At 70.4% G+C, this 20,828-nt stretch carries 17 protein-coding genes, 1 tRNA gene and 1 other RNA gene; 11 read left to right on the forward strand and 8 right to left on the reverse strand.

Features of this window, described 5'->3' with window-relative positions:
- Genes thiE through IF188_RS14455 form a run of 3 tightly spaced genes read left to right on the forward strand, consistent with a single transcriptional unit; the run spans window position 1 to window position 2,821 of the window.
- Window positions 1-636 (forward strand): thiamine phosphate synthase, encoded by a 636-nt coding sequence (gene thiE, locus IF188_RS14445; RefSeq protein ID WP_318152886.1) that lies wholly within the window; start codon window positions 1-3, stop codon window positions 634-636.
- Window positions 633-2,096, forward strand: a complete 1,464-nt coding sequence (gene thiD / locus IF188_RS14450; protein WP_191172500.1) for a bifunctional hydroxymethylpyrimidine kinase/phosphomethylpyrimidine kinase — start codon at window positions 633-635, stop codon at window positions 2,094-2,096. The genes thiE and thiD overlap by 4 nt, the downstream gene beginning before the upstream one ends.
- 53 nt (window positions 2,097-2,149) lie before the next feature.
- On the forward strand, window positions 2,150-2,821 hold the full coding sequence (locus tag IF188_RS14455) for a YdeI/OmpD-associated family protein (protein ID WP_191172501.1): 672 nt from the start codon (window positions 2,150-2,152) through the stop codon (window positions 2,819-2,821).
- A gap of 39 nt (window positions 2,822-2,860) precedes the next feature.
- Here IF188_RS14455 and IF188_RS14460 read toward each other — a convergent pair whose 3' ends face one another.
- From IF188_RS14460 to ffs, 5 genes are all read right to left on the reverse strand, one after another.
- A complete protein-coding gene (locus IF188_RS14460) occupies window positions 2,861-5,386 on the reverse strand; it encodes a glycoside hydrolase family 65 protein (protein ID WP_191172502.1) in 2,526 nt (841 codons plus the stop codon).
- Window positions 5,383-6,108, reverse strand: a complete 726-nt coding sequence (locus IF188_RS14465) for an HAD family hydrolase (protein ID WP_191172503.1) — start codon at window positions 6,106-6,108, stop codon at window positions 5,383-5,385. Before IF188_RS14465 ends, IF188_RS14460 begins: the two co-directional genes overlap by 4 nt.
- 24 nt (window positions 6,109-6,132) lie before the next feature.
- Window positions 6,133-7,383 (reverse strand): acetate/propionate family kinase, encoded by a 1,251-nt coding sequence (locus IF188_RS14470; RefSeq protein ID WP_191172504.1) that lies wholly within the window; start codon window positions 7,381-7,383, stop codon window positions 6,133-6,135.
- A 3-nt stretch (window positions 7,384-7,386) separates the two neighbouring features.
- Window positions 7,387-9,531 carry a phosphate acetyltransferase gene (pta, locus tag IF188_RS14475; RefSeq protein ID WP_191172505.1) on the reverse strand — a complete coding sequence of 715 codons (2,145 nt, stop codon included), beginning with the start codon at window positions 9,529-9,531 and terminating at the stop codon, window positions 7,387-7,389.
- A gap of 52 nt (window positions 9,532-9,583) precedes the next feature.
- An RNA gene (ffs, locus tag IF188_RS14480) (signal recognition particle sRNA small type) lies at window positions 9,584-9,680 on the reverse strand.
- 181 nt (window positions 9,681-9,861) lie between these two features.
- Here ffs and IF188_RS14485 point away from each other — a divergent pair.
- The 8 genes from IF188_RS14485 (at window position 9,862) to IF188_RS14520 (ending at window position 18,333) form a co-directional block, all read left to right on the forward strand.
- Window positions 9,862-10,896 carry an AAA family ATPase gene (locus IF188_RS14485; RefSeq protein ID WP_224751879.1) on the forward strand — a complete coding sequence of 345 codons (1,035 nt, stop codon included), beginning with the start codon at window positions 9,862-9,864 and terminating at the stop codon, window positions 10,894-10,896.
- Window positions 10,897-11,002: 106 nt separating this feature from the next.
- Window positions 11,003-12,262, forward strand: a complete 1,260-nt coding sequence (locus IF188_RS14490) for a DUF58 domain-containing protein (protein WP_191172506.1) — start codon at window positions 11,003-11,005, stop codon at window positions 12,260-12,262.
- Complete coding sequence (locus IF188_RS14495; RefSeq protein ID WP_191172507.1) at window positions 12,249-14,519, forward strand: transglutaminaseTgpA domain-containing protein; 2,271 nt, start codon at window positions 12,249-12,251, stop codon at window positions 14,517-14,519. Before IF188_RS14490 ends, IF188_RS14495 begins: the two co-directional genes overlap by 14 nt.
- 42 nt (window positions 14,520-14,561) lie before the next feature.
- A tRNA-Ser gene (locus IF188_RS14500) sits at window positions 14,562-14,648 on the forward strand.
- Between the two features lie 313 nt (window positions 14,649-14,961).
- Window positions 14,962-15,273 carry a thioredoxin family protein gene (locus IF188_RS14505; RefSeq protein ID WP_191172508.1) on the forward strand — a complete coding sequence of 104 codons (312 nt, stop codon included), beginning with the start codon at window positions 14,962-14,964 and terminating at the stop codon, window positions 15,271-15,273.
- Window positions 15,274-15,506: 233 nt separating this feature from the next.
- Complete coding sequence (gene cmtR / locus IF188_RS14510) at window positions 15,507-15,866, forward strand: Cd(II)/Pb(II)-sensing metalloregulatory transcriptional regulator CmtR (protein ID WP_191172509.1); 360 nt, start codon at window positions 15,507-15,509, stop codon at window positions 15,864-15,866.
- Window positions 15,863-17,767, forward strand: a complete 1,905-nt coding sequence (locus IF188_RS14515; RefSeq protein WP_318152887.1) for a heavy metal translocating P-type ATPase — start codon at window positions 15,863-15,865, stop codon at window positions 17,765-17,767. Before cmtR ends, IF188_RS14515 begins: the two co-directional genes overlap by 4 nt.
- Window positions 17,764-18,333: a signal peptidase II gene (locus tag IF188_RS14520; RefSeq protein ID WP_224751880.1), complete on the forward strand. Its 570-nt coding sequence runs from the start codon at window positions 17,764-17,766 to the stop codon at window positions 18,331-18,333. Before IF188_RS14515 ends, IF188_RS14520 begins: the two co-directional genes overlap by 4 nt.
- A 182-nt stretch (window positions 18,334-18,515) precedes the next feature.
- On the opposite strand, the gene IF188_RS14525 is transcribed toward IF188_RS14520, so the two are convergent.
- From IF188_RS14525 to IF188_RS14535, 3 genes are all read right to left on the reverse strand, one after another.
- Window positions 18,516-18,752 carry a hypothetical protein gene (locus tag IF188_RS14525; RefSeq protein WP_191172510.1) on the reverse strand — a complete coding sequence of 79 codons (237 nt, stop codon included), beginning with the start codon at window positions 18,750-18,752 and terminating at the stop codon, window positions 18,516-18,518.
- A gap of 195 nt (window positions 18,753-18,947) precedes the next feature.
- Entirely contained in the window at window positions 18,948-20,171 is a 1,224-nt protein-coding gene (locus IF188_RS14530) for a tyrosine-type recombinase/integrase (protein ID WP_191172511.1), read from the reverse strand.
- 13 nt (window positions 20,172-20,184) lie between these two features.
- Window positions 20,185-20,811, reverse strand: coding sequence for a hypothetical protein (locus tag IF188_RS14535; RefSeq protein ID WP_191172512.1), 627 nt, complete (start codon window positions 20,809-20,811; stop codon window positions 20,185-20,187).
- Window positions 20,812-20,828 lie beyond the last annotated feature (17 nt).

Below are 20,828 nucleotides of genomic sequence, written 5' to 3' on the forward strand. Positions count from 1 at the left end.
GTGACCGACGACCGTCTGCCCTTCGCACACACCCGCGCCATCGTCACAGCGGCCGTCGGGGCCGGCGTCGATGTCGTCCAGCTGCGGGTGAAGGGCGGCACCGCGCGCGAGCTGCTCGCCCAGACGGTCGCCCTCTCCGCAGCCGTGGCGGGGCGCGCGACCTTCGTCGTCGACGACCGTGCCGACATCGTGCTCGCCGCGCGTGACGCGGGCGCCCGCGTGGACGGCGTGCACCTCGGCCAGAGCGACCTGCCGCCGGACGCGGCACGCCGGCTGCTCGGCCCCGACGCCGTCGTGGGCTGGACGGCGAACACGCTGCCGCATCTGGCCGCGGCGGCGGCGCTGCCCGCCGGCACGCTCGACTATCTGGGGGTGGGCGTGATCCGGCCCACGACGACCAAGCCCGATCACCCGCCGGCACTCGGGGTCGACGGGTTCGCGCGCCTCGCGGCGTCGACCCCGCTGCCCTGCATCGCGATCGGCGGGGTCGGGATCGACGACGTCGCCCCGCTGCGCGACGCGGGGGCCGCGGGCGTCGCGGTCGTATCGCTGCTGTCGGCCGCCGAAGACCCTGACGCCGCCGCACGCGCCCTGCGCCGGGCAGCGGACGCCGCGCCCGTCGGGGTCGTCCGATGAGCGGCATCCCCCGCGTCCTCAGCATCGCCGGCACCGACCCGACCGGGGGCGCCGGCATCCACGCCGACCTCAAGACGATCGGCGCGCTGGGCGGCTACGGCATGGCCGTGGTGACCGCGCTGGTCGCGCAGAACACGCGCGGCGTGCGCGAGGTGCACGTGCCGCCGGTCGGGTTCCTGACGGCGCAGCTCGACGCGGTGTCGGACGATGTCGAGATCGACGCGGTCAAGATCGGGATGCTGCAGGATGCCGCGATCATCGAGGTCGTCCGCGACTGGCTCGCACGCGTACGCCCGCCGGTCGTCGTGCTCGACCCGGTGATGGTCGCGACGAGCGGCGACCGGCTGCTGGATGCCGCCGCCGAGGACGCGCTGCGCGGGCTGTGCACCGACGCCGACCTCGTGACCCCCAACCTCGCCGAGCTCGCCGTGCTCACCGGGCGCCCGGTCGCCGCCACCTGGGACGAGGCGCTCGACGCCGCCCGCCGCCTGCACGAGAGCACCGGCACGCTCGTGCTGCTCAAGGGCGGCCATCTCGACGGCGCCGACTGCCCGGACGCGCTCGTCGGCCCGGTACCGCTGGTCGGCCCGGGCGGCGTGCACGAGGTCGCAGGCGCCCGGGTCGCGACGCGCAACACCCACGGCACCGGGTGCTCGCTGTCGTCCGCCATGGCGACGCTGCGCGCGGGCGGAGCGTCCTGGCCCGACGCTCTCGTGCGTGCCAAGCAGTGGCTCACCGGCGCGCTCGCCCACGCCGACGCGCTGCACGTCGGTCGCGGCAACGGCCCGGTCGACCACTTCCACGAGCTGCGCGCCCCCGCGGATCGCGCGTGGTCGGCGGAGGTGTGGGATGCCGCGGCCGCCGTCCGCGCCGGCATCGAGGAGTGCGCGTTCGTGCGGGGACTCGGCGACGGCTCGCTGGAGCGGGACGTCTTCACCTGGTACCTCGCGCAGGACGCCCGGTATCTCGGCGAGTACGCGCGTCTGCTCGCGCGCGCGAGCGCCCTGGCCCCGACCGCCGACGAGCAGGCGTTCTGGGCGAGGTCGGCCCAATCGGCGCTGGTCGAGGAGCAGCGGCTCCACTCCGCGCACCTCGACGGCCGCCGGCCCGCAGACCCCGCGCCGGCCACGACGGCCTACACCGATCATCTGCACGCGTCCGGCCGCACGTACGGCGAGCTGGTCGCCGCCGTCCTCCCGTGCTTCTGGATCTACGCCGATCTGGGCACGCGGCTCACAGCGGCACGACACGAGACCCACCCGTACGACGACTGGCTCGCCGCGTACGGGGATCCGGCGTTCGCCGAGGCGACCGCGCAGGCGGTGCGGATCGCGGATGCCGCGGCCGGTGCGGCATCCGCGCACGAGCGTGCGCGGATGTCGGAGGCCTTCCGACGATCGGCCGAGCACGAACTGCGGTTCTTCGAGGCGCCGATGGCGCTCGTGCCGGCGCGGGCGTGACCCGGGGGCAGCTCGCTGCACCGGATGTCGGCGTCCACTGGCAGACTCGGCTCATGACGACGATCGGCACCCTCGGCGGCACGCCGGAGCGCCCGGCGGTGTTCTTCTCGGGTCCCGAAGAGTTCCGCGCCTGGCTCGCGGCGCACCACGACACCGAGGCCGAGCTGTGGATGGGCCTCTACAAGAAGCACGTCGCCGACCGCCCCCTCACCTGGGAGCAGGCCGTTCCCGTCGCGCTCTGCTACGGCTGGATCGACTCGGTGGCGCAGCGCATCGATGACGACGCGGTGCGGCAGCGGTGGTCGCCCCGCAAGCCGTCGAGCAACTGGTCGAAGGTCAACATCGAGCTCGTCGAGCAGCTCACCGCGCAGGGACTGATGACCGAGGCAGGCCTGGCGGCGTACGCGCGCCGGCGCCCCGACCGCACCGGCGTCTACTCGCACGAGAACCCCGGCCAGGAGCTTCCGCCCGAGTGGGAGGCGCGCGTGGCGGCCGATGCGGCGGCGACCGCGTTCCTCGACGCAGCGACGCCGACGTACCGGCGCCAGGTGATCCACTGGGTGCTCTCGGCCAAGCAGGAGTCGACGCGCGAGCGCCGGCTGGCTCAGCTGATCGCCGACAGTGCCGCCGGCGAGCTCGTGCCGTTCCAGCGCTACGGCGAGACGCCCAAGTGGGTCGCGCGCGCCGCCGAGGCCGCCCGCGCCGCGACCGCCGCCGAAGCCTGAGCCGCGGCATCCACCGCTGCGGAGCGCGCCCACTCCGTGTCAGTCGTGCGCGGCCGTCTCGGCCTCGGTCACGATGACCGGGATCGCCGAGGTGACCGTCGGGACCGAGGCCGACAGCAGGGAGCCGTCCTCGCGCCGCGCCTCGCCCAGCTGCCGCAGCGAGGGACGGCCGGCGATGACGGGTCCCTGACCCTGCAGCGCGACCACGACGTCCTCACCGGAGCCGACGACGTAGCCGACGCCGCGCACGCTGAAGCCGACCGGGTCGCCGTCCGCCGCCGACACGCGCAGCTCTTCCCGCGTGATCGAGACGGTCAGCGCCGTGCCGTGCCAGTGCAGCGTGAACTCCAGCGACGGCCACGCTGCCGGCAGCCTCGGGTCGAACGAGAGCTCGCCGAAGTGGTCGCGCATGCCGCCGAAGCCCGACACCAGCGCCGTCCAGACGCCGCCCGCCGAGGCGACGTGCACGCCGTCGGACGCGTTGTGGTGCAGGTCGGCGAGGTCGACGAAGATCGACTGCCGGAAGTAGTCCAGCGCGAGGTCCTGGTACCCGACTTCGGCCGCCAGGATCGACTGCACGACGGCCGACAGCGTGGAGTCGCCCGTGGTCAGCGGGTCGTAGTACTCGAAGTCGGCCAGCTTGTCTTCGGGCGAGAAGTGGTTGCCCTGCAGGAACAGCGCGAGCACCACGTCGGCCTGCTTGAGCACCTGGTACCGGTAGATCACCAGCGGGTGGAAGTGCAGCAGCAGCGGGCGCTTGTCGGCGGGCGTGTTCTCGAGATCCCACACCTCGCGTTCGAGGAACACGTGATCCTGCGGATGGATGCCGAGGTTCGGGCTGAACGGGATGTGCATGGCCTCGGCTGCCCGGTCCCACGCCTCCGGCTCGCCCGGCTCGAGACCCAGCCGATCGACCATCTGCCGGTACACCTCGCCGTCGACCTCGGCCATCTCGCGCACGGTGCGCGCGGCGAAGCGGAGGTTGAAGCGGGCCATGACGTTCGTGAACAGATTGTCGTTGACGACGGTGGTGTACTCGTCGGGACCGGTCACGCCGTGGATGTGGAACACCTCGTCGTCGTCGCCGACGAACTGCCCGTCGCTCGAGCGCCAGAAGCCGAGCGTCGCCCACAGTCGAGCGGTCTCGACCGCGATGTCGACGCCCTCGCGATAGAGGAACTCGTCGTCGCCCGTCGCCCGGACGTACTTCGCGAGCGCGAAGCTGACATCGGCGTTGATGTGGTACTGCGCCGTGCCGGCGGCGTAGTAGGCCGATGCCTCTTCGCCGTTGATCGTGCGCCACGGGAACAGCGCACCCGCCTCGTTCAGCTGGAAGGCGCGGCGCCGGGCCGCGGGCAGCATGAGGTAGCGCATGCGCAGCGCGTTGCGCGCCCACAGCGGCGTCGTGTACGCGAGGAACGGCAAGACGTAGATCTCGGTGTCCCAGAAGTAGTGGCCGGAGTAGCCCGACCCGGTCATGCCCTTCGCGGGCACCCCCTGGCCGTCGGCGCGCGCGGCGGCCTGCGCGAGCTGGAAGAGGCACCAGCGGGTCGCCTGCTGCAGGTCGTCGTGCCCGCCGATGCGCACGTCCGAACGCTCCCAGAACGCGTCGAGCCACGCTCGCTGCTGAGCGCGGACCGCCTCGACGCCCTCACTCAGCGAACGGTCGAGCGTGCGGCGGCAGCGATCGACGAGCTCGCGCGCGGGCACCCCGCGCGACGTGTGGTAGCTGACCAGCTTCGTGACGCGCACCGGCACGCCCGCCTTCGCCTGCACCCGGAACACGTTCTTCGCGATGTCGGGCTCGATGAGCGATCTGGCGCTGTACTCGTTGTCGGTCTCGACCAGGTGGTCGGCGATCACCGCGAGCGTCATGCCCGACTCGGTGACGCGGTACGACAGGGCAGAGCGCGTGCCGTCCTGCCAGTACTCCTGCGGCTGCAGCACCCGCTCGTGGATGCGCTCGGCCTTGCGGGGGTCGAACGCCGCCTTGGCCCGGCGTGTCGGCGGCGTGCCGCCGTAGACGTCTTCGCCGTCCTGGCGGTTGATCATCTGGCAGCTCACGGTCACCGGCGCGTCCGCGTTGAGCACCGTCACGTCGACGGACATGACCGCGAGATGCTTCTCTTCGAACGACACGAGACGCTCGAACTCGATCCGGACCTCTTTGCCCGACGGCGTCACCCACAGGATGTGACGGCGGAGCACACCGTCGCGCATGTCGAGCACGCGCTCGTACTCCCGCACGTCCGCCACGTCGAGCGACAGCGGCTCGTCGTCGACGTAGACGCGCATCACCTTCGCGTCGGGGGCGTTGACGATCGTCTGGCCCACCTCGGCGAATCCGTAAGCCTGTTCCGCGTGACGGATGGGGAAGGTCTCGTGGAAGCCGTTGATGAACGTGCCGTGCTCATGCGCGAAACGCCCTTCGGGGTGGTTGCCGCGCATGCCGAGGTAGCCGTTGCCGACGGCGAACAGCGTCTCGGTGACGCCGGCGTCGTCCACGTCGAACGACTTCTCGACGAGCCGCCACGGGTCGACGGGGAACCGATCGCGATCGATCATCGTACGAACTCCTCCAGGTCCTTCACCACCACATGCGCCCCGGCATCCACCAGGTCCTGCGCGCCGACTCCGCGATCGACTCCCACCACCAGCCCGAAGCCGCCGGCGGCCGCCGAGCGCACCCCGCTGATCGCGTCCTCGACGGCGGCGCTGCGCGCGGGCTCGACCCCCAGCATCCGTGCTGCCTCGACGAACACGTCGGGAGCGGGCTTGGAGGCGAGGTGGTCGCGCTCGGCGATCACGCCGTCCATCACGACCGCGAACCGGTCGCGGATGCGGGCCGCGGCCAGCACCTCTTCGGCGTTCTTCGAGCTCGACACCACGGCGACCGGCGTGCCGGCCGCCGCCAGCGCGTCGAGCAGGCGCAGCGATCCAGGATACGCGGCGATCCCGTCCGCGCGAAGCACGCGCTCGAACACCGCGTTCTTGCGGTTGCCGATGCCGCACACCGTATCGGCTGTCGGCGGGTCTGACGGATCGCCCCAGGGCACCTCGACGTCGCGCGAGCGCAGCAGGCTCGCCACGCCGTCGTACCGCTTCTTGCCGTCGAGGTGGTCGAAGTAATCGCGCTCGGTGTAGGGCGGTGCGATGTCCCACGTGGCGAAGAGCTCTTCGAACATCGTCTGCCACGCGTGCATGTGCACCTCGGCGGTCGGCGTCAGCACGCCGTCCAGATCGAACAGCACGGCGTCGTAGGCGGTGAGGTCGGGAAGGGCGTCCATGGGCTTCAGGGTACGTGGGGCAGGTTACGCGCGGGAGACGGCGAGAGTCTGTCGCGCGATCTCGAGCTCTTCGTCGGTGGGAACGACGAGCACCGTCACGCGCGATGCGTCGGTCGAGATGACGCGGATGCCGCGCTCCGGGCTCTCGTTGCGGTCGGGGTCGATCTCGACGCCGGCGAACCCGAGCGTCTCGAGCGCACCGGCGCGCACGTGAGGGGCGTTCTCGCCGACGCCCGCGGTGAACGAGATGATGTCGGCGCCGCCGAGCTGCGCGAGGTAGGCGCCCGCGTACGTGCGCAGCCGATGCACGTACACCTCGAACGCGAGGACGGCGCGCTCGTCGCCGCGCTCGATGCCGGCGCGGATGTCGCGCAGATCGTTGGATCCCGCCAGCCCGAGCAGTCCGCTGCGCTTGTTCAGCAGGTCGTCGAGGTCGTCGATCGTCATGCCGCCGCGGCGCGCGAGCTGGAACAGCACGGCGGGGTCGATGTCGCCCGACCGGGTGCCCATCACGAGCCCTTCCAACGGCGTGAAGCCCATCGACGTGTCGACCGAGCGCCCGCCGTCGATCGCGGTGACGGAGGCGCCGTTGCCCAGGTGGAACACGATCTGCTTGAGGTCCTCGAGCGGGCGCCCCACGAACGCGGCCGCCGCTTCGCTCACGAACTTGTGCGACGTGCCGTGGAATCCGTACCGGCGGATGCGATGGGATGCCGCCACGTCGGCGTCGATCGCATAGGTATAGGCGGCGGGCGCCAGGGTCTGGTGGAACGCCGTGTCGAACACCGCGACGTGGGGAGCGTCGGGGAACGCGCGGCGCGCGGCCAGGATGCCCGCGAGATTCGCCGGGTTGTGCAGCGGCGCGAGGACGGACAGCTCATCGATGTTGATCTCGACGAGCGGCGTGATGAGGGTCGGCTCGAAGAACCGCGCACCGCCGTGCACGACGCGGTGGCCGACCGCGACCGGCGGGTTGTCGGCCAGCGACGGTCCGTCCGAGGCGAACGCCTCGAGCATCACGGCGAAGCCCGCGGTGTGGTCGGAGATCGGCAGCTCGCGCGTGCGGGTCGCATCGAGGAACGTAGGCGTTCCCGTCACTTCCCCGGCCGCCGCGCTCGTCGAAGCGGCGTACACCGTGTGCCGGGCCACCCCCACCGGCTCGCCGATGCGCTCGACCAGGCCCGACGCGAGCGTGCGCTCGGTGGACATGTCGAGCAGCTGGTACTTGAACGACGACGAGCCGCTGTTGATCACGAGCACCGGGACGACGGACATGTCTCACTCCCCCTGGGCCTGGATCGCGGTGATCGCGATGGTGTTGACGATGTCGTCGACGAGGGCGCCGCGCGACAGGTCGTTGATCGGCTTGTTGAGACCCTGCAGCACGGGGCCGATCGCGACCGCGCCCGCCGATCGCTGCACGGCCTTGTACGTGTTGTTGCCGGTGTTGAGGTCGGGGAACACGAACACGGTCGCCCGGCCGGCCACCTGCGAACCCGGCATCTTCGCCGCCGCCACGGCGGCGTCGGCGGCCGCGTCGTACTGGATCGGCCCTTCGACGAGCAGCTCGGGCGCTCTCGTGCGGACGAGGGCCGTGGCATCCCTCACCTTCTCGACATCGGCACCCGAGCCGGACTCGCCGGTCGAATACGACAGCATCGCGACGCGAGGATCGATGCCGAACTGCGCCGCCGTCGCGGCCGACGAGATCGCGATGTCGGCCAGCTGCTCGCTGGTGGGATCGGGGATCACGGCGCAATCGCCGTACACCAGCACCCGGTCGGCGAGCGCCATGAGGAACACGCTGGAGACCACCGAGACGCCCGGCCTGGTCTTGATGATCTCGAACGCCGGCCGGATCGTGTGCGCCGTGGTGTGGGCGGCGCCCGACACCATGCCGTCCGCCATGCCGAGGTGCACCATCATCGTCCCGAAGTACGAGACGTCGGTGACGGTGTCGGCCGCCTGCGCCACCGTCACGCCCTTGTGGGCACGCAGGCGCGCATACTCCTCGGCGAACTTGTGGACGTGGACGGCGTCCAGCGGGGACAGCACCTCGGCGCCCTGGATGTCGATGCCGAGCTCGATCGCGCGTGCGCGCACCTCGAAGGGCTCGCCGAGGATCACGAGGTCGGCGATCCCCCGCTTGAGCACGGTGGCCGCCGCGCGCAGCACGCGGTCGTCGTCGCCCTCGGGCAGCACGACGCGCTTGCGCTGCGCGCGCGCCCGCTCGATGAGCTGGAACTCGAACATGAGCGGCGTGACGACGGTCGCGCGCGCGACGCCGAACGCGGTGAGCAGCTCGTCGATGTCGACGCTCTGCTCGAAGAGGGCGAGAGCCGTGTCGTAGCGGCGCTGCGAGTCGGCCGCCAGACGCCCCCGCGTGCTCATGATGCGCACGGCGGTCTCGTACGTGCCGAGATCGGTCGTGATGACCGGCACCTTCGACCCGAGTCCGTCGAGCAGGCGCGTGACCGGCTCGGGCAGCTCGAAGCCGCCGTTGAGGACGATGCCCGAGATCGACGGGAACGTGCCGGACGCATTCGCCAGCAGCGTGGCCAGCAGCACCTCGGAACGATCGGCGGGGATGATCACGACGCCGCCTTCGAGCAGCCGCGGCAGCACGTTCACCATCGACATGCCCGCCACGACCACGGCGAGCGCCTCGCGCGTGAGCCGGTCGGGGTCGCCCGTGAGCAGCTCGCCGTCGACCGCGCGCATGATGCCGCGGATCGACGGTGCGACGAGGAAGCGGTCTTCGGGGATCGCCCAGACGGGAACCGGGGCGGCACCGGGCGCGGGCGCAGAAGCCGACGCCGCGACCGCACGACGGATCGCCGCGACCGTCTCGTCGACGCGCTCCGGGTCGGCACGGTTGGCGACGACGGCGAACAGCTTGGCCCGACCGTGCCGCAGCTCTGCGAGTGCGAGGTCGGCGAGCTGCCCCACCTCGGCGGGCGTGCGCGCGAGCGAGGACCCGAGCTGCTCGGGCTGGGTCTGGTTCTGCGCGGAGCGTCCGCCCACCACGAGCAGGACGGGAGCGCCGAGGTTGGCCGCGATGCGCGCGTTGTAGGCGAGCTCGGCGGGGCTGCCGACGTCGGTGTAGTCGCTGCCGACGATGACGACGGCATCGCACTGGGCCTCGACCGCCTTGTAGCGCTCGACGATCGTCGCCAGCGCCGCCTCGGGATCGTGCCGGACGTCGTCGTAGGTGACGCCGATGCACTCGTCGTACGGAAGATCGACGCCGTCGTGGTCGAGCAGCATCTCGAGCACGTAGTCGCGCTCGGTCGTCGAGCGCGCGATGGCGCGGAACACCCCGACGCGAGGGGTCGCGTGGCTCAGCGCATCGAGGACGCCCAGTGCGACCGTGGACTTGCCCGAGTGACCCTCGGCCGACGTGATGTAGATGCTCTGCGCCACCTACTCAGCCTATGGGCGGCCCGCGACAGCGCGACAGGGAGCCCGCCGGGAAAAGTAAGACTCTCCGCGAACCCGGCAGAGCCTGGTTACCCTTGCTACGTTTCCGTCCTGGGGGAGTTGGCCTGGATGCCGCCTCGCGGAGAGCTGCGTCCAGTCTAACCTGATCCGCACCGGCCTCCGCGCGCCGCGACCGACGGACGGCGGCCGCCGCGGCATCCAGCGATCTCCCAGTGCCGTGCGCTCCACGCCGTGGTTAGGATCGAGCCGTGGGCGAGGACGCCCGCGCCCACCCGCCGAACCGCCTGATGGGAGGCGGAACAGGAGGCCTCGATGGTCGATACCGCAACGGACGCTCAGGTGACGGGGACGAACGCCGGATCGCCGGCGTCCGGAACGCTCACGGCGGAAGGGTTCGCGCGGGTCACCGACGCGATCCTCGACGCCGTCGGCAGCGTCATCGACGGCAAGCCCGACGCGGTGCGCAGCGCCCTGGTCTGCCTGCTGGCCGAAGGGCACCTGCTGATCGAGGACGTCCCGGGCGTCGGCAAGACGATGCTGGCGCGGGCTCTCGCGACGTCCGTCGACGCGACCGTGCGCCGCATCCAGTTCACCCCCGATCTGCTGCCGGGCGACGTGACCGGCGTGAGCGTGTTCAACCCCGTGGAGCGCGAGTTCGAGTTCAAGCCGGGCGCCGTGTTCGCCCACATCGTCATCGCGGACGAGATCAACCGCTCATCCCCCAAGACGCAGTCCGCCCTCCTGGAGGCCATGGAGGAGCGGCAGGTCACCGTCGACGGCCGCACCCACTATGTGCCCGAGCCCTTCCTCGTCGTGGCGACCCAGAACCCGCTCGAGATGGAGGGCACATACGCCCTTCCCGAAGCGCAGCGCGACCGGTTCATGATGCGCATCTCGATGGGCTATCCCGACGCACGCTCCGAGGCGCTCATGCTGCGCCAGCGCGACACGGTCAACCCGCTCGACCGTCTCGCGCCGGTCGTGTCGGCCGATCAGGTCACCGGGCTGATCGCCTGGGCGCGGGCCGTGCACGTGGCGCCGGCGATCGAGGACTACGCGGTCGCGCTGTCGCAGGCCACCCGCACGCACGCCGATCTGCGCTTGGGCGCGAGCCCGCGCGCCACCCTGCAGCTCGTGCGCGCCGCGAAGGTGTGGGCCGCGCTCGACGGGCGCGCCTTCGTCATCCCCGACGACATCACGTCGCTGCTGCTGCCGGTGTTCGCGCACCGGCTGATCCCCACCCGGTCGGCGGGGGGCGCCCGCGCGGGAACGGCTGCGGACGCGATCACCACCATCCTGGAGCGGGTCGCCGCGAGCGTCCGCGTGCCCATCGCCGCGCGGCAGTGAGATCGGGACAGCGGGAGGAACCGGGCGAGGACGCGAGCATGGGGCTGGGGCGAGGGCGAGGGCGACGGGCGACCCGACAGGGCCGCGCGATGACCGGGTGGTCGCGATGAGACGCGCCTGGCCGCTCACCGTGCGCGGCACGGGCGCCGTCGTGCTCGCCGTGGTGTGCTTCATCGTCGCCAACGAGGCCGGCATCGTCGAACTCGTCTACTTCGGCGTGCTGCTGCTGGCGGCCGTCGGCGCCAGCGTCGCGTCGCTGTACCTCGGGCGCCGCACCGACGTCGTGACGCGCTCGCTCGTGCCCGATGTCGCCTCGGTCGGACGCGAGACGATGGTGTCGGTGCGGGTCGGCGTGCGCACGGCGCTGCCGACGCCGCCGGGCACGTGGCGCGACGCGCTGCCGAAGGGGCTGCGCGGCAAGACCGAGGGAGCCTTTCCCGCGCTCGGCTCCGGCCTGCGGGGCGGAGCGGGCGGCGGCGAGCGCGTCGTCAACCTGTCGTACACGATCACCGGCGCCCGGCGGGGCGTGCACAGCATCGGCCCGCTGACGGTGACGTCGTCCGACCCCTTCGGGCTCGCTCGACGCACGATCTCCTTCTCTGGCCGCACGCCCGTCACGGTCGCGCCGGCGGTCATCGACCTCTCGCCCCTCGTCGACTACGCCGGTGCCACGGGCGGCACACTGCACACGACGACGAACCAGATCGGCCAGGGCGCCGACAACCTGGTGGCGCGGCCGTACGCCCCCGGCGACTCGATGCGCCGCATCCACTGGCGAGCCACTGCGCACCGCGACGAGCTGATGGTGCGACAGGAGGAGCAGGAGTCCACACCCGAGGCGACGGTCGTGCTCGACCGCTCGGCCTTGCGCTGGTCGATGGACGCGATGCGCGAGCCGGGGGCCGATCCCGCTTTCGAGGCGGGCGTATCGGCGTGCGTGTCGGCCGTGGCTCGCCTCGTGCACGACGGCTACGCGGTCGAGGTGATCGACAGCGAGGGCCATGTGCTCACCGAGCGCATCGACGGCGGAGACATGACCGAGGTCGACCGCATGCTCGCGCAGTTCGCGACGGTGACGGCCCAGCGCGACGACCTGCTCGGCCGCCTGCCCAGGCTGTTCACCGGTCTGGCCACAGGGCCGGTCGTGCTCGTCGTGGGCCGGCTGGACCCGGCCGATGCCGATGCCATCGGCCCGGTCGCGCACCACAGCACCATGCCCCTCGTGCTCGCGACGACGCCGACCGGCGATGCGCTCGAGCGCGCCGCCGACCACGGCTGGCACATCGGGCGGATCGACCCCGACCGCGATCTGTCGGTGGTCTGGGGCAATGCGGTCGGACGCGGGGTGAGCCATGTCCTCGGCTGAGGTCGATCGCGGCGCACGCCGTGTGGGTCAGCGCCTGCTGGCGTTCGCGATCCTCGCCGCGCTGCTGGCGGCGCTGCTCCCCGTGGCCCGGGTGGTGCAGTCCGGCGCATGGCTCATCGGGGCGCTCGTGCTCGCCACGCTGATCCTCGCGGCCGGCTACAACGCCCGGCGGTTCCGGATGCCGGCGGTCGCGGTGACGCTCATCGAGCTGGCCGTGTGGGTCGTTTTCATGACCCTGGTGTTCCTGCGCGAGACCGCGCTGCTGTGGGTGATCCCGACGCTCGACACGTTCCGCGCCGTGCCGATCCTCATCGGCACCGCCATGGAGGAGATCACCCTCGGCGCCGCACCGCTGGAGCCGACCCTCTCGCTCGCGTTCGTCGTGGTCGGCGCGATGGGGCTGCTCACGATCATCGTCGACCATGTGGTCGTGACCGCGCGCCTGCCGCTCCTCGGCTCGGTGGGGATCATCGCGGTCTCGCTCATCCCGGCGATCGCCGTGCCGGGCGACGTCGACGTCATGGGCTTCGTGTTCCTCGCCATCACGATCCTGTTCCTCATCCGCGCCGAGACGCGCTCGCGCGAGAAGCCGCTCGAGCGCGAAGCCGAGCGCACCGCGGGCGTGCCCGCCACCGCTGTCGGCATCGCGGCGATCGCGATCGTGGTCGCGGTCGTCGCCGCCCCGACCCTGCCTGCGCCGGTGCGCGCGGGCACCGGGATCGGCGCCGGTGCCGGCATCGACGCGACGCTGCAGCTCGGCGACGACCTGCGGCGCCCGCAGGACACAGTGGTCATCAAGGTCCGCACCGATGCACCGTCCGTCCCGTACCTGCGCGCGACGACGCTCAGCACGTTCGAAGGCGATGTGTGGGAGCCGGATCGCTCGCAGACGGTGGCTCTCACGAGCGACCGCGCGTTCGGCAAGATCGACCTCGCCGACGACATCGACACCGCCGAGTACACGACGAAGATCGACGTCGTGAATCTCGAGTCGGTGTGGGCGCCGGTCCCCTACCCGGCCGAGGCCGTCACCGGGCTCGACGGGCTGTGGGGCGCGGTGCCGTACAACCGCACGGTCGCGACGGCGAGCGGTTCGACGCAGGGTCAGTCCTACGAGGTCGTGTACGACCCGCCGCGGCCGTCGCTGGAGCAGATGCGCGCCCTCGTGTCGGGCGGCGATCAGATCCGCGACGACACCATGCAGCTGCCGGCCGATCTGCCGCCGGTCATCGCCGAGACGGCGGCGCAGGTCACCGCCGACGCCGCGACCGACTATGACAAGCTCATCGCCCTGCAGCGGTGGTTCCGCGGCGGTGACTTCACCTACTCGCTCGAGGCTCCTGTCGAGGAGGGCTTCGACGGGAGCGGCGCGGACGCGGTCGCGCAGTTCCTCGAGGTGCGCAAGGGGTACTGCGTCCACTTCGCCTCTGCGTTCGCGCTGATGGCGCGCACGCTGCACATCCCCTCCCGGATCGTCGTGGGCTATCTGCCCGGCGACGCGACGAGCGAGACCATCGACGGGCAGACGGTGTACGCCGTGAAGAGCTCGCAGCTGCACGCCTGGCCCGAGGTGTACTTCGCCGGCGTCGGCTGGATCCCCTTCGAGCCGACCGTGAGCCTGGGTGTGCCGACGACGTTCTCGCCTGCTGCCGCGCTGCCCGGCCAGGGCCCGGGCGCCGACACGCCGACGCCCGGGGCGAGCCCGGCCCCGAGCCGATCCGTCGACCCGAACCGACTGGGCCCCGACGAGCAGCGCAACTCGTCGGCCTCGGGGCCGAACCGCACGGCGATCGATCCGCTCCCCCTGTTCGGTGTCGTCGTGCTCGTCGTCTTCGTGCTGGCGCTCCCCTTCCTGCTGCGTGAGCTGCGGCGCCGGCAGCAGGACGTCGCCGCTCGCCGGGGCGATGCGGCCGCGGCCTGGCAGTCCGTGCAGGACGCCGCGATCGACGTGGGAATAGAGGTGCCCTCGAGCGAGACGCCCCGTGCGTTCGCACAGCGACTGATCTCGCAGCACGGGGTGGCGGCATCCGATATGAACACCGTCCTCATCGCGATCGAGCGGGTCAGCTACTCCAAGGCGGGCACGCGTTCGTATTGGATGGGGGATGCCGCAGCCGACGCCGCCAGGGCGGTCCGTGCCGCGCTGCTGGCGTCGGTGCCGCCCTCGCGGCGGGTCCTCGCCCTGCTCGCTCCGCGGTCGCTCGTGATCCGGCCGGGCAGTGTGTACGCCGGCACTGCGCCGATGCGAGGACGGTAGCCACGTCAGGGTAGGATGTCTGATGGCCCTCCGGGGCCGCCCGGAGGATTCGCCTAGTGGCCTATGGCGCACGCTTGGAAAGCGTGTTGGGGATGAAACCCCTCGGGGGTTCGAATCCCCCATCCTCCGCACCTGCGATCCCAGTGTTTTCAAGGAATCGCGACTCGATTCAGATCCCGTGGCACAGTTGGTGGCACAGTTTGCGTAAACACCAGGAGCGCGAAAGCCCCGGATTTCCACGGGTTTCGATTGGCTCGATGCGCCGGTTGTGACACGACTGCCCCATGTCACAACCAGCGCTAGCGGGTTTCGGACAGCGGCGCCCGCGAAGATTGGGCCGACCGCCGGTAGTCCGACACGCCGTCGACCCTGCAATTCGCCGGGGGGCTTTCGCCACCAGGTTCAGAATGCGCGGGCTCGGAACACGGAGGAGAATGATCCCATGCAGATCGAGGTCCTCCACATTGCGGGTTGCCCCACGTGGGTCGAGGCAAGTAGGCGCGTGCGCGAGGCCTTGACTCTGTCCGGGATCTACCACGCGAAGATGGCATTCCGCCTCGTGGCCTCGCCAGCGGATGCGGCCCGCCTCCCCTTCGCCGGATCCCCCACGATCCTCGTGGATGGGGCGGACCTCTTTCCCGGGAGCCCGCGCACTTCGCAGCTGGCATGCCGGGTCTATCTGACCCCCCAGGGACTCGCCGGGGCGCCCACGACCGAACAGATCATTGAGGCGGTCAGCGCTCATGGACGGTGACTTCCTCGTCGAGTGCTCTTGCTGCGGCAGGACTCTGCCGCGACGCAAGGCGCACGCACTCCACGACGGCACAGCGTTCGTGTGTCGCAGATGCGGGCTCTGGATCGCGCTTCGCCTCAGGGGCGACCACATCGAAGAGAAGTAGCGCTGCGACTACGGTCAGGGCGGGCGCACCTGCACACTATCCCTGCTGAACTCGAAGGATTGTTCATCGCTCGCTGTATAGTCAGTGGATGCTGACTATTGCTTCGCGTTTGGATGTGATGAACCGGTTGGGTCGCGCGATGGCGGATCCGACGCGGTCGCGGATTCTGATGACCCTGTTGGATGGCCCGAGCTATCCGGCAGTGCTGTCGAAGAGTCTCGAACTGACGCGCTCGAACGTATCGAACCATCTGACCTGTCTACGCGACTGCGGGATTGTGGTGGCCGAGCCGGAAGGCCGGCAGACGCGGTATGAGATCGCGGACCCACACCTCGCAGCGGCACTGAACGCACTCGTCGACGTCACGCTTGCCGTCGACGAGAACGCACCGTGCTTGGACCCCGCCTGCGCGGTCGACGGATGCTGCGAGAGCGGAGTGACCGCGTGAGCGCGGTGACGGGATCGCAAGTCGAACATGTCGACATCGAGGGCGATGACGACGACAACCGGCCGTGGTATCGGAGTCCGAGCGTCCTGATCCCGATCGCCTCGGGCGTCGCGTTCGTCGCCGGCCTGGTCTGCGATTGGACCGGCGCAGAGTCCGCGGGCCTCGTGCTGTTCTGGATCGGTCTGCTGCTGGGTGCGTACACGTTCGTGCCGGGCGCGCTGCGCAAGCTGTTCACGAATGGCAAGCTCGGCATCGGACTGCTGATGACCATCAGCGCCACGGGCGCGGTGATCCTCGGCTACGTCGAGGAAGCTGCCGCGCTGGCGTTCCTGTACTCCATCGCGGAGGCGTTGGAGGACAAGGCGATGGACCGCGCCCGTGCTGGGTTGCGGGCGCTGTTGAAGCTTGTTCCCGACACCGCCCTTGTCAAGCGCGGCGCCGCGACGGCCGAGGTCGAGGCGAAGGAGCTGCGCGTCGGTGACATGCTGGTGGTGCGTCCGGGCGAGCGCGTCGCCACTGACGGCATCGTGCGAGCCGGTCGCAGCAGCCTGGACACGTCCGCAATCACCGGTGAGTCGATCCCGGTCGAGGTCGAGCCCGGCACCGATGTCTCGGCCGGGTCGATCAACACAACCGGCGTCCTCGAGATCGAGGCCACCGCCGCCGGCACCGACAACTCGCTCACCACGATCGTGGAGCTGGTCGAGCAGGCACAGGCAGAGAAGGGCGACCGCGCCCGCCTGGCTGACCGGATCGCCCGCCCCCTCGTGCCCGGCGTGATGCTCCTCGCCGTGCTCGTCGGCGTGCTCGGCTCGCTACTGACCGGCGATACCGAGCTGTGGATCACCCGTGCACTCGTGGTTCTGGTCGCCGCCTCGCCGTGCGCGCTGGCGATCGCCGTCCCGGTCACCGTCGTATCCGCGATCGGCGCCGCGTCCAAGTTCGGTGTCGTGGTGAAGTCGGGGGCCGCGTTCGAACGGTTCGGCGGCATCCGCCACCTTGCCGTCGATAAGACCGGCACACTGACCCGCAACGAGCCCACCGTCGCCCGCGTCGTGACCACCAGCGGGGCCACCGAGGCTGACGTGCTGGCATGGGCAGCGAGCCTGGAAGGCCACAGCACCCACCCGCTGGCAGCCGCGATCACGAACGCCGCGCCCGACGCCGTGGCCGCCGAGGACGTCAGCGAGACAGCCGGGCACGGCATCGCTGGCAGACTCGACGGTGCCCGGCTCGCCGTGGGTAGCCCGCGCTGGCTGACCGCCGGCACACTGGCCGACGACGTACTGGCGATGGAATCCGAGGGCATGACCGTCGTCATCGTGCACCGCGACGACCAGCCGACGGGAGCGATCGGAGTCCGTGACGAACTGCGCCCCGAGGTTCCCGAGGTCATCGCCACACTCAACCGCCGCGGGATCGGCGTGACGATGCTCACCGGCGACAACGCCCGCACCGCCGCGGCCCTGGCCGCGCAGGCCGGCATCAGCGACGTGCGCGCCGAGCTGCGCCCCGAGGACAAGGCCGCCGCCGTCACGGAACTGTCGAAGTCGCAGCCCACGGCAATGATCGGCGACGGCATCAACGACGCCCCCGCTCTCGCCGCCGCGGACCTGGGAATCGCGATGGGCGCCAAGGGCGCCGACGCGGCGATCGAATCCGCCGACGTCGCATTCACCGGCCACGACCTGCGCCTCATCCCGCAGGCCCTTGCCCATGCCCGCCGCGGTCGCAGCATCATCAACCAGAACGTCGTGCTGTCCATCGCGATCATCGCCGTCCTACTGCCGTCGGCGATCACCGGCATCCTCGGGCTCGCGGCCGTCGTGCTCGTCCACGAGGTCGCGGAAGTCATCGTCATCCTCAACGGGCTCCGTGCGGCACGGCGCAAGCGGGCATGACCCATCGCACTGACGGCGCTGCCCTCGCGCCGATGAACAACGACGTCGCAGAACCGGCGAGTTCACCCCGTCCTGCGACGGCGCGTGCCCCGCTGCGCCGGTTCCTGCTCGCGTTCGCCGTCGCGGCCGGGGCGGTGCTGATCGACCAGGGTACAAAAGCGCTCGCGCTCGCGCAGCTCAGCGAGTACGAACGCATCCCGGTCCTCGGAGACTGGCTCGGCTTGCAACTCGCGTTCAACCCCGGCACCGTCATGTCTCTCGGAGCGGACTCAACATGGCTGCTGACGATCGTCGCGGTGGTCGCCTCGGTCGCACTGCTCATCGCCGCCACACGGGCCCGCACGGCCGGTTGGGCGATCGCGATAGGCCTCGTGTGGGGAGGCGCGGTGGGCAACCTCCTGGACCGGCTGCTCGCGCCCCCGGGCTTTGCTCGCGGCCACGTCACCGACTTCCTCGCCTACGGCAACCTCTTCATCGGCAACCTGGCCGATGTCCTGATCGGCGTCGGAGTCGCGCTCGGCATCCTGCTCTTCGTCCGAGACCACCGGACGCACAGCGAGCAGTAACCAGGGCGCCAAGACGAAGGCGATCACAACCGGGGACGCGGCATCGAGCTCGGTTGTCCACACCCGGCGCAGCATTCCGGTCGCCTCGACCACGATTGCGATCTGGTCGTGTCCAGATCCGTGCCCGTCGACCGAGCGTTCCTACTATCGATTCCGGCGCGCGAGACCGGTATCGATGCGGGCTACGCCACCAGCCCTTCACCGTCGGCGACCCTAACCCGGTTCATTCCCTTCCCCCGGTCGATCGCCACCACTAGAGACGAAACTGTCAACGGCGCGCTCGCAGCAACATCACGGACCTGCTCACCGCCGAACGCGATCAAGGCCGCGTCACCAGCCGTCTTCGCCAGCGATGTCGTTAGGCCATCGCCTCGACGGCCCATGCTCAGCCTGCGCTCGTCGATGTCAATGTCGTTCATGCTCGCTCCGCTGCGCGTGCTCCACATTGACATCTCCCACACTCCGGCCGTGGCTAGCCGCCTGTCGATGCGATACCCCTCGTGGCCGATCAGCAATCGCTCACAGCGGGCACGGCGTTTCCCACACACCCGCATGGGTGTCGATTATCGGGGGGAGGGCGACGACCGAGCCGGGCCCGACTGAGCCGAGCCGGACTAAACCGGTTGCTCCACGCTCGCGGGCGCGAGGAGCGCGCCCACGAGGTCTGCAGCGCCGCGCTGCAGCGTCTTCACCGCGTGCGAGTAGGTGTTTAGCGTGGTCTGGATGTCCGCATGTCCCAATCGCTCCGACACGATCTTCGGATGAACCCCGGCGCGCAACAGCAACGTGGCGTGCGTGTGCCGCAGCTCGTGAAGGTGGAGCGCGTCGAGATCGGGGTGGACCTCGACCGCCTTCGCGACGCGCTCCCGCCATTGCCTGGAGAACTGGGTCGGGTTGTGCGGCTGCCCGTAGCGATTGCAGAAGATGAGGTGCTCGCCGCGCGCGAGTTCCGGCGCGACCGCACGCAGCATGTCGTGCCTCGCTCGGAACGCGGCGGCAAGGCGGGCGTCGATGTCGACGTTGCGAACGCGACCGCTCTTGGTGGCTCGGAAGTCGATCACGGGTTTGCGGCCAGCCTCCTTCACGTAGGACATGGCCCGCGCGATCGTGATGACGTTGTTGTCGAGGTCGAGGTCCTTCCACCGCAGTCCCAGGATCTCTCCGCGCCGCATACCTGTGCCGAGTAGCGTCAGCCACGCCAGCCAGAGGTAATCGCCGGAGGACTCGGACCAGTCCAGGAACAACCGCGCATCCTCGGCCGACCAGGTGATCATCTCCGGTGGAGCGGCCTCCAGCTTCGTCGGCGGCGACGCACGCTTCGCGGGATTGAACCGGATCAGCCCGTCTTCGAGCGCGTGCTGGAGCACTTGCGAGATCAGCACATGGACGTGCCGCACGGTCGCCGGTCCCAGAGGTTCGCCAAGGTGGCCGCGATCCTTTCTGCCGGTCTGCTCCAACTGTCGGTAGAAGCGGTTGAGCTGATCTTTGGTGATGTCGGCGATCGGCGCGCGGCCGATTGGCGACGGAAGGACATGGACCCGGAAGTGCTTGCGGTAGCCGGCAAGTGTCGACGGGCGCACACGCAGCGAGTCGAAGTACTTCTCCGCGTACGCGTTGAACGTCTCGCGCGTCTCGTCGACGTGGACTCCTCGTCGAATGTCCACCTGCACCTCGACGAGCGCGGCGAGGGCTTCCCGGCGTGTGGCGAAGCCGCGCCGGAACCTGCGAAGCGCGTCGCCGTCGGGCCGGTCAACCCAGTACGCGACCCGGTAGCGGGTCTCACCGGACTTCGTTGCGTAGGGCGAGACCGTACCGTCCAAATTCGATCGTCGGGTCATGCCACCGTTCCTCTCAGTTGAGAGTCGGACCACCTGCTGCCGGAGCGGTCGCTGTCGGCCCCGCCGCGCTCGCGTCGCGGGCGGCCAGCCCGGGCGCAAGGCCCTCGATTCGGGCTCGGCTCATCAGCCGGGTCGCGGTGCTCTGGCTGATGGCGAGACTGTCGGCCACCGCCTTAAGTGGCGGCAGGTTGATCGCTCCTGCGAGCGCGTATGTCCGCGACGCGTCCACGACGCTCGCGGTGAGATCGCGCTCCGTCCGACTGCGCATGCGGCGAATGTAGTCCCCACCCGAGCAGATCGGGTGGTCAGGTTCCGAAACTGTGGATACCTTCAGACCGCTCACCTGGAGCGCTGCCTGTACTCGAACTTCTCGCAGCGTGAGGCTCGTGACTTCATCGCCGGCTCCACCGCGCGCCACGCTCACCTCGGTCGCAACGACACGGCCGAGATCGGGGTCGTAGGCAGCCCGCACACGGATCTCGCCCGGCACACCGGGCTCTCCCCTCAGCACGACGGTCCAGCTGGCGGGAATGCTCACGCCACTGCCGACAGCGACCCGCTCCTCGCTGACGTCGACGCTCTCCATCTCCACCATGTCGTCAGTATTACAGGCCGGAAAAAGTTGAGCAAGGCCTGACATGATGTATTCATGACACA

It is taken from the genome of Microbacterium helvum, assembly GCF_014779795.1.
Lineage (GTDB): Bacteria > Actinomycetota > Actinomycetes > Actinomycetales > Microbacteriaceae > Microbacterium > Microbacterium helvum.

Excerpts from the sequence above, each read along its gene's own strand:
- thiD (WP_191172500.1), top strand. The coding sequence starts at position 633 with ATGAGCGGCATCCCCCGCGTCCTCAGCATCGCCGGCACCGACCCGACC.
- IF188_RS14455 (WP_191172501.1), top strand. The coding sequence starts at position 2,150 with ATGACGACGATCGGCACCCTCGGCGGCACGCCGGAGCGCCCGGCGGTG.
- IF188_RS14460 (WP_191172502.1), bottom strand. The coding sequence starts at position 5,386 with ATGATCGATCGCGATCGGTTCCCCGTCGACCCGTGGCGGCTCGTCGAG.
- IF188_RS14465 (WP_191172503.1), bottom strand. The coding sequence starts at position 6,108 with ATGGACGCCCTTCCCGACCTCACCGCCTACGACGCCGTGCTGTTCGAT.
- IF188_RS14470 (WP_191172504.1), bottom strand. The coding sequence starts at position 7,383 with ATGTCCGTCGTCCCGGTGCTCGTGATCAACAGCGGCTCGTCGTCGTTC.
- IF188_RS14485 (WP_224751879.1), top strand. The coding sequence starts at position 9,862 with ATGGTCGATACCGCAACGGACGCTCAGGTGACGGGGACGAACGCCGGA.
- IF188_RS14490 (WP_191172506.1), top strand. The coding sequence starts at position 11,003 with ATGAGACGCGCCTGGCCGCTCACCGTGCGCGGCACGGGCGCCGTCGTG.
- IF188_RS14495 (WP_191172507.1), top strand. The coding sequence starts at position 12,249 with ATGTCCTCGGCTGAGGTCGATCGCGGCGCACGCCGTGTGGGTCAGCGC.
- IF188_RS14505 (WP_191172508.1), top strand. The coding sequence starts at position 14,962 with ATGCAGATCGAGGTCCTCCACATTGCGGGTTGCCCCACGTGGGTCGAG.
- cmtR (WP_191172509.1), top strand. The coding sequence starts at position 15,507 with ATGCTGACTATTGCTTCGCGTTTGGATGTGATGAACCGGTTGGGTCGC.
- IF188_RS14520 (WP_224751880.1), top strand. The coding sequence starts at position 17,764 with ATGACCCATCGCACTGACGGCGCTGCCCTCGCGCCGATGAACAACGAC.
- IF188_RS14525 (WP_191172510.1), bottom strand. The coding sequence starts at position 18,752 with ATGAACGACATTGACATCGACGAGCGCAGGCTGAGCATGGGCCGTCGA.
- IF188_RS14530 (WP_191172511.1), bottom strand. The coding sequence starts at position 20,171 with ATGACCCGACGATCGAATTTGGACGGTACGGTCTCGCCCTACGCAACG.
- IF188_RS14535 (WP_191172512.1), bottom strand. The coding sequence starts at position 20,811 with ATGTCAGGCCTTGCTCAACTTTTTCCGGCCTGTAATACTGACGACATG.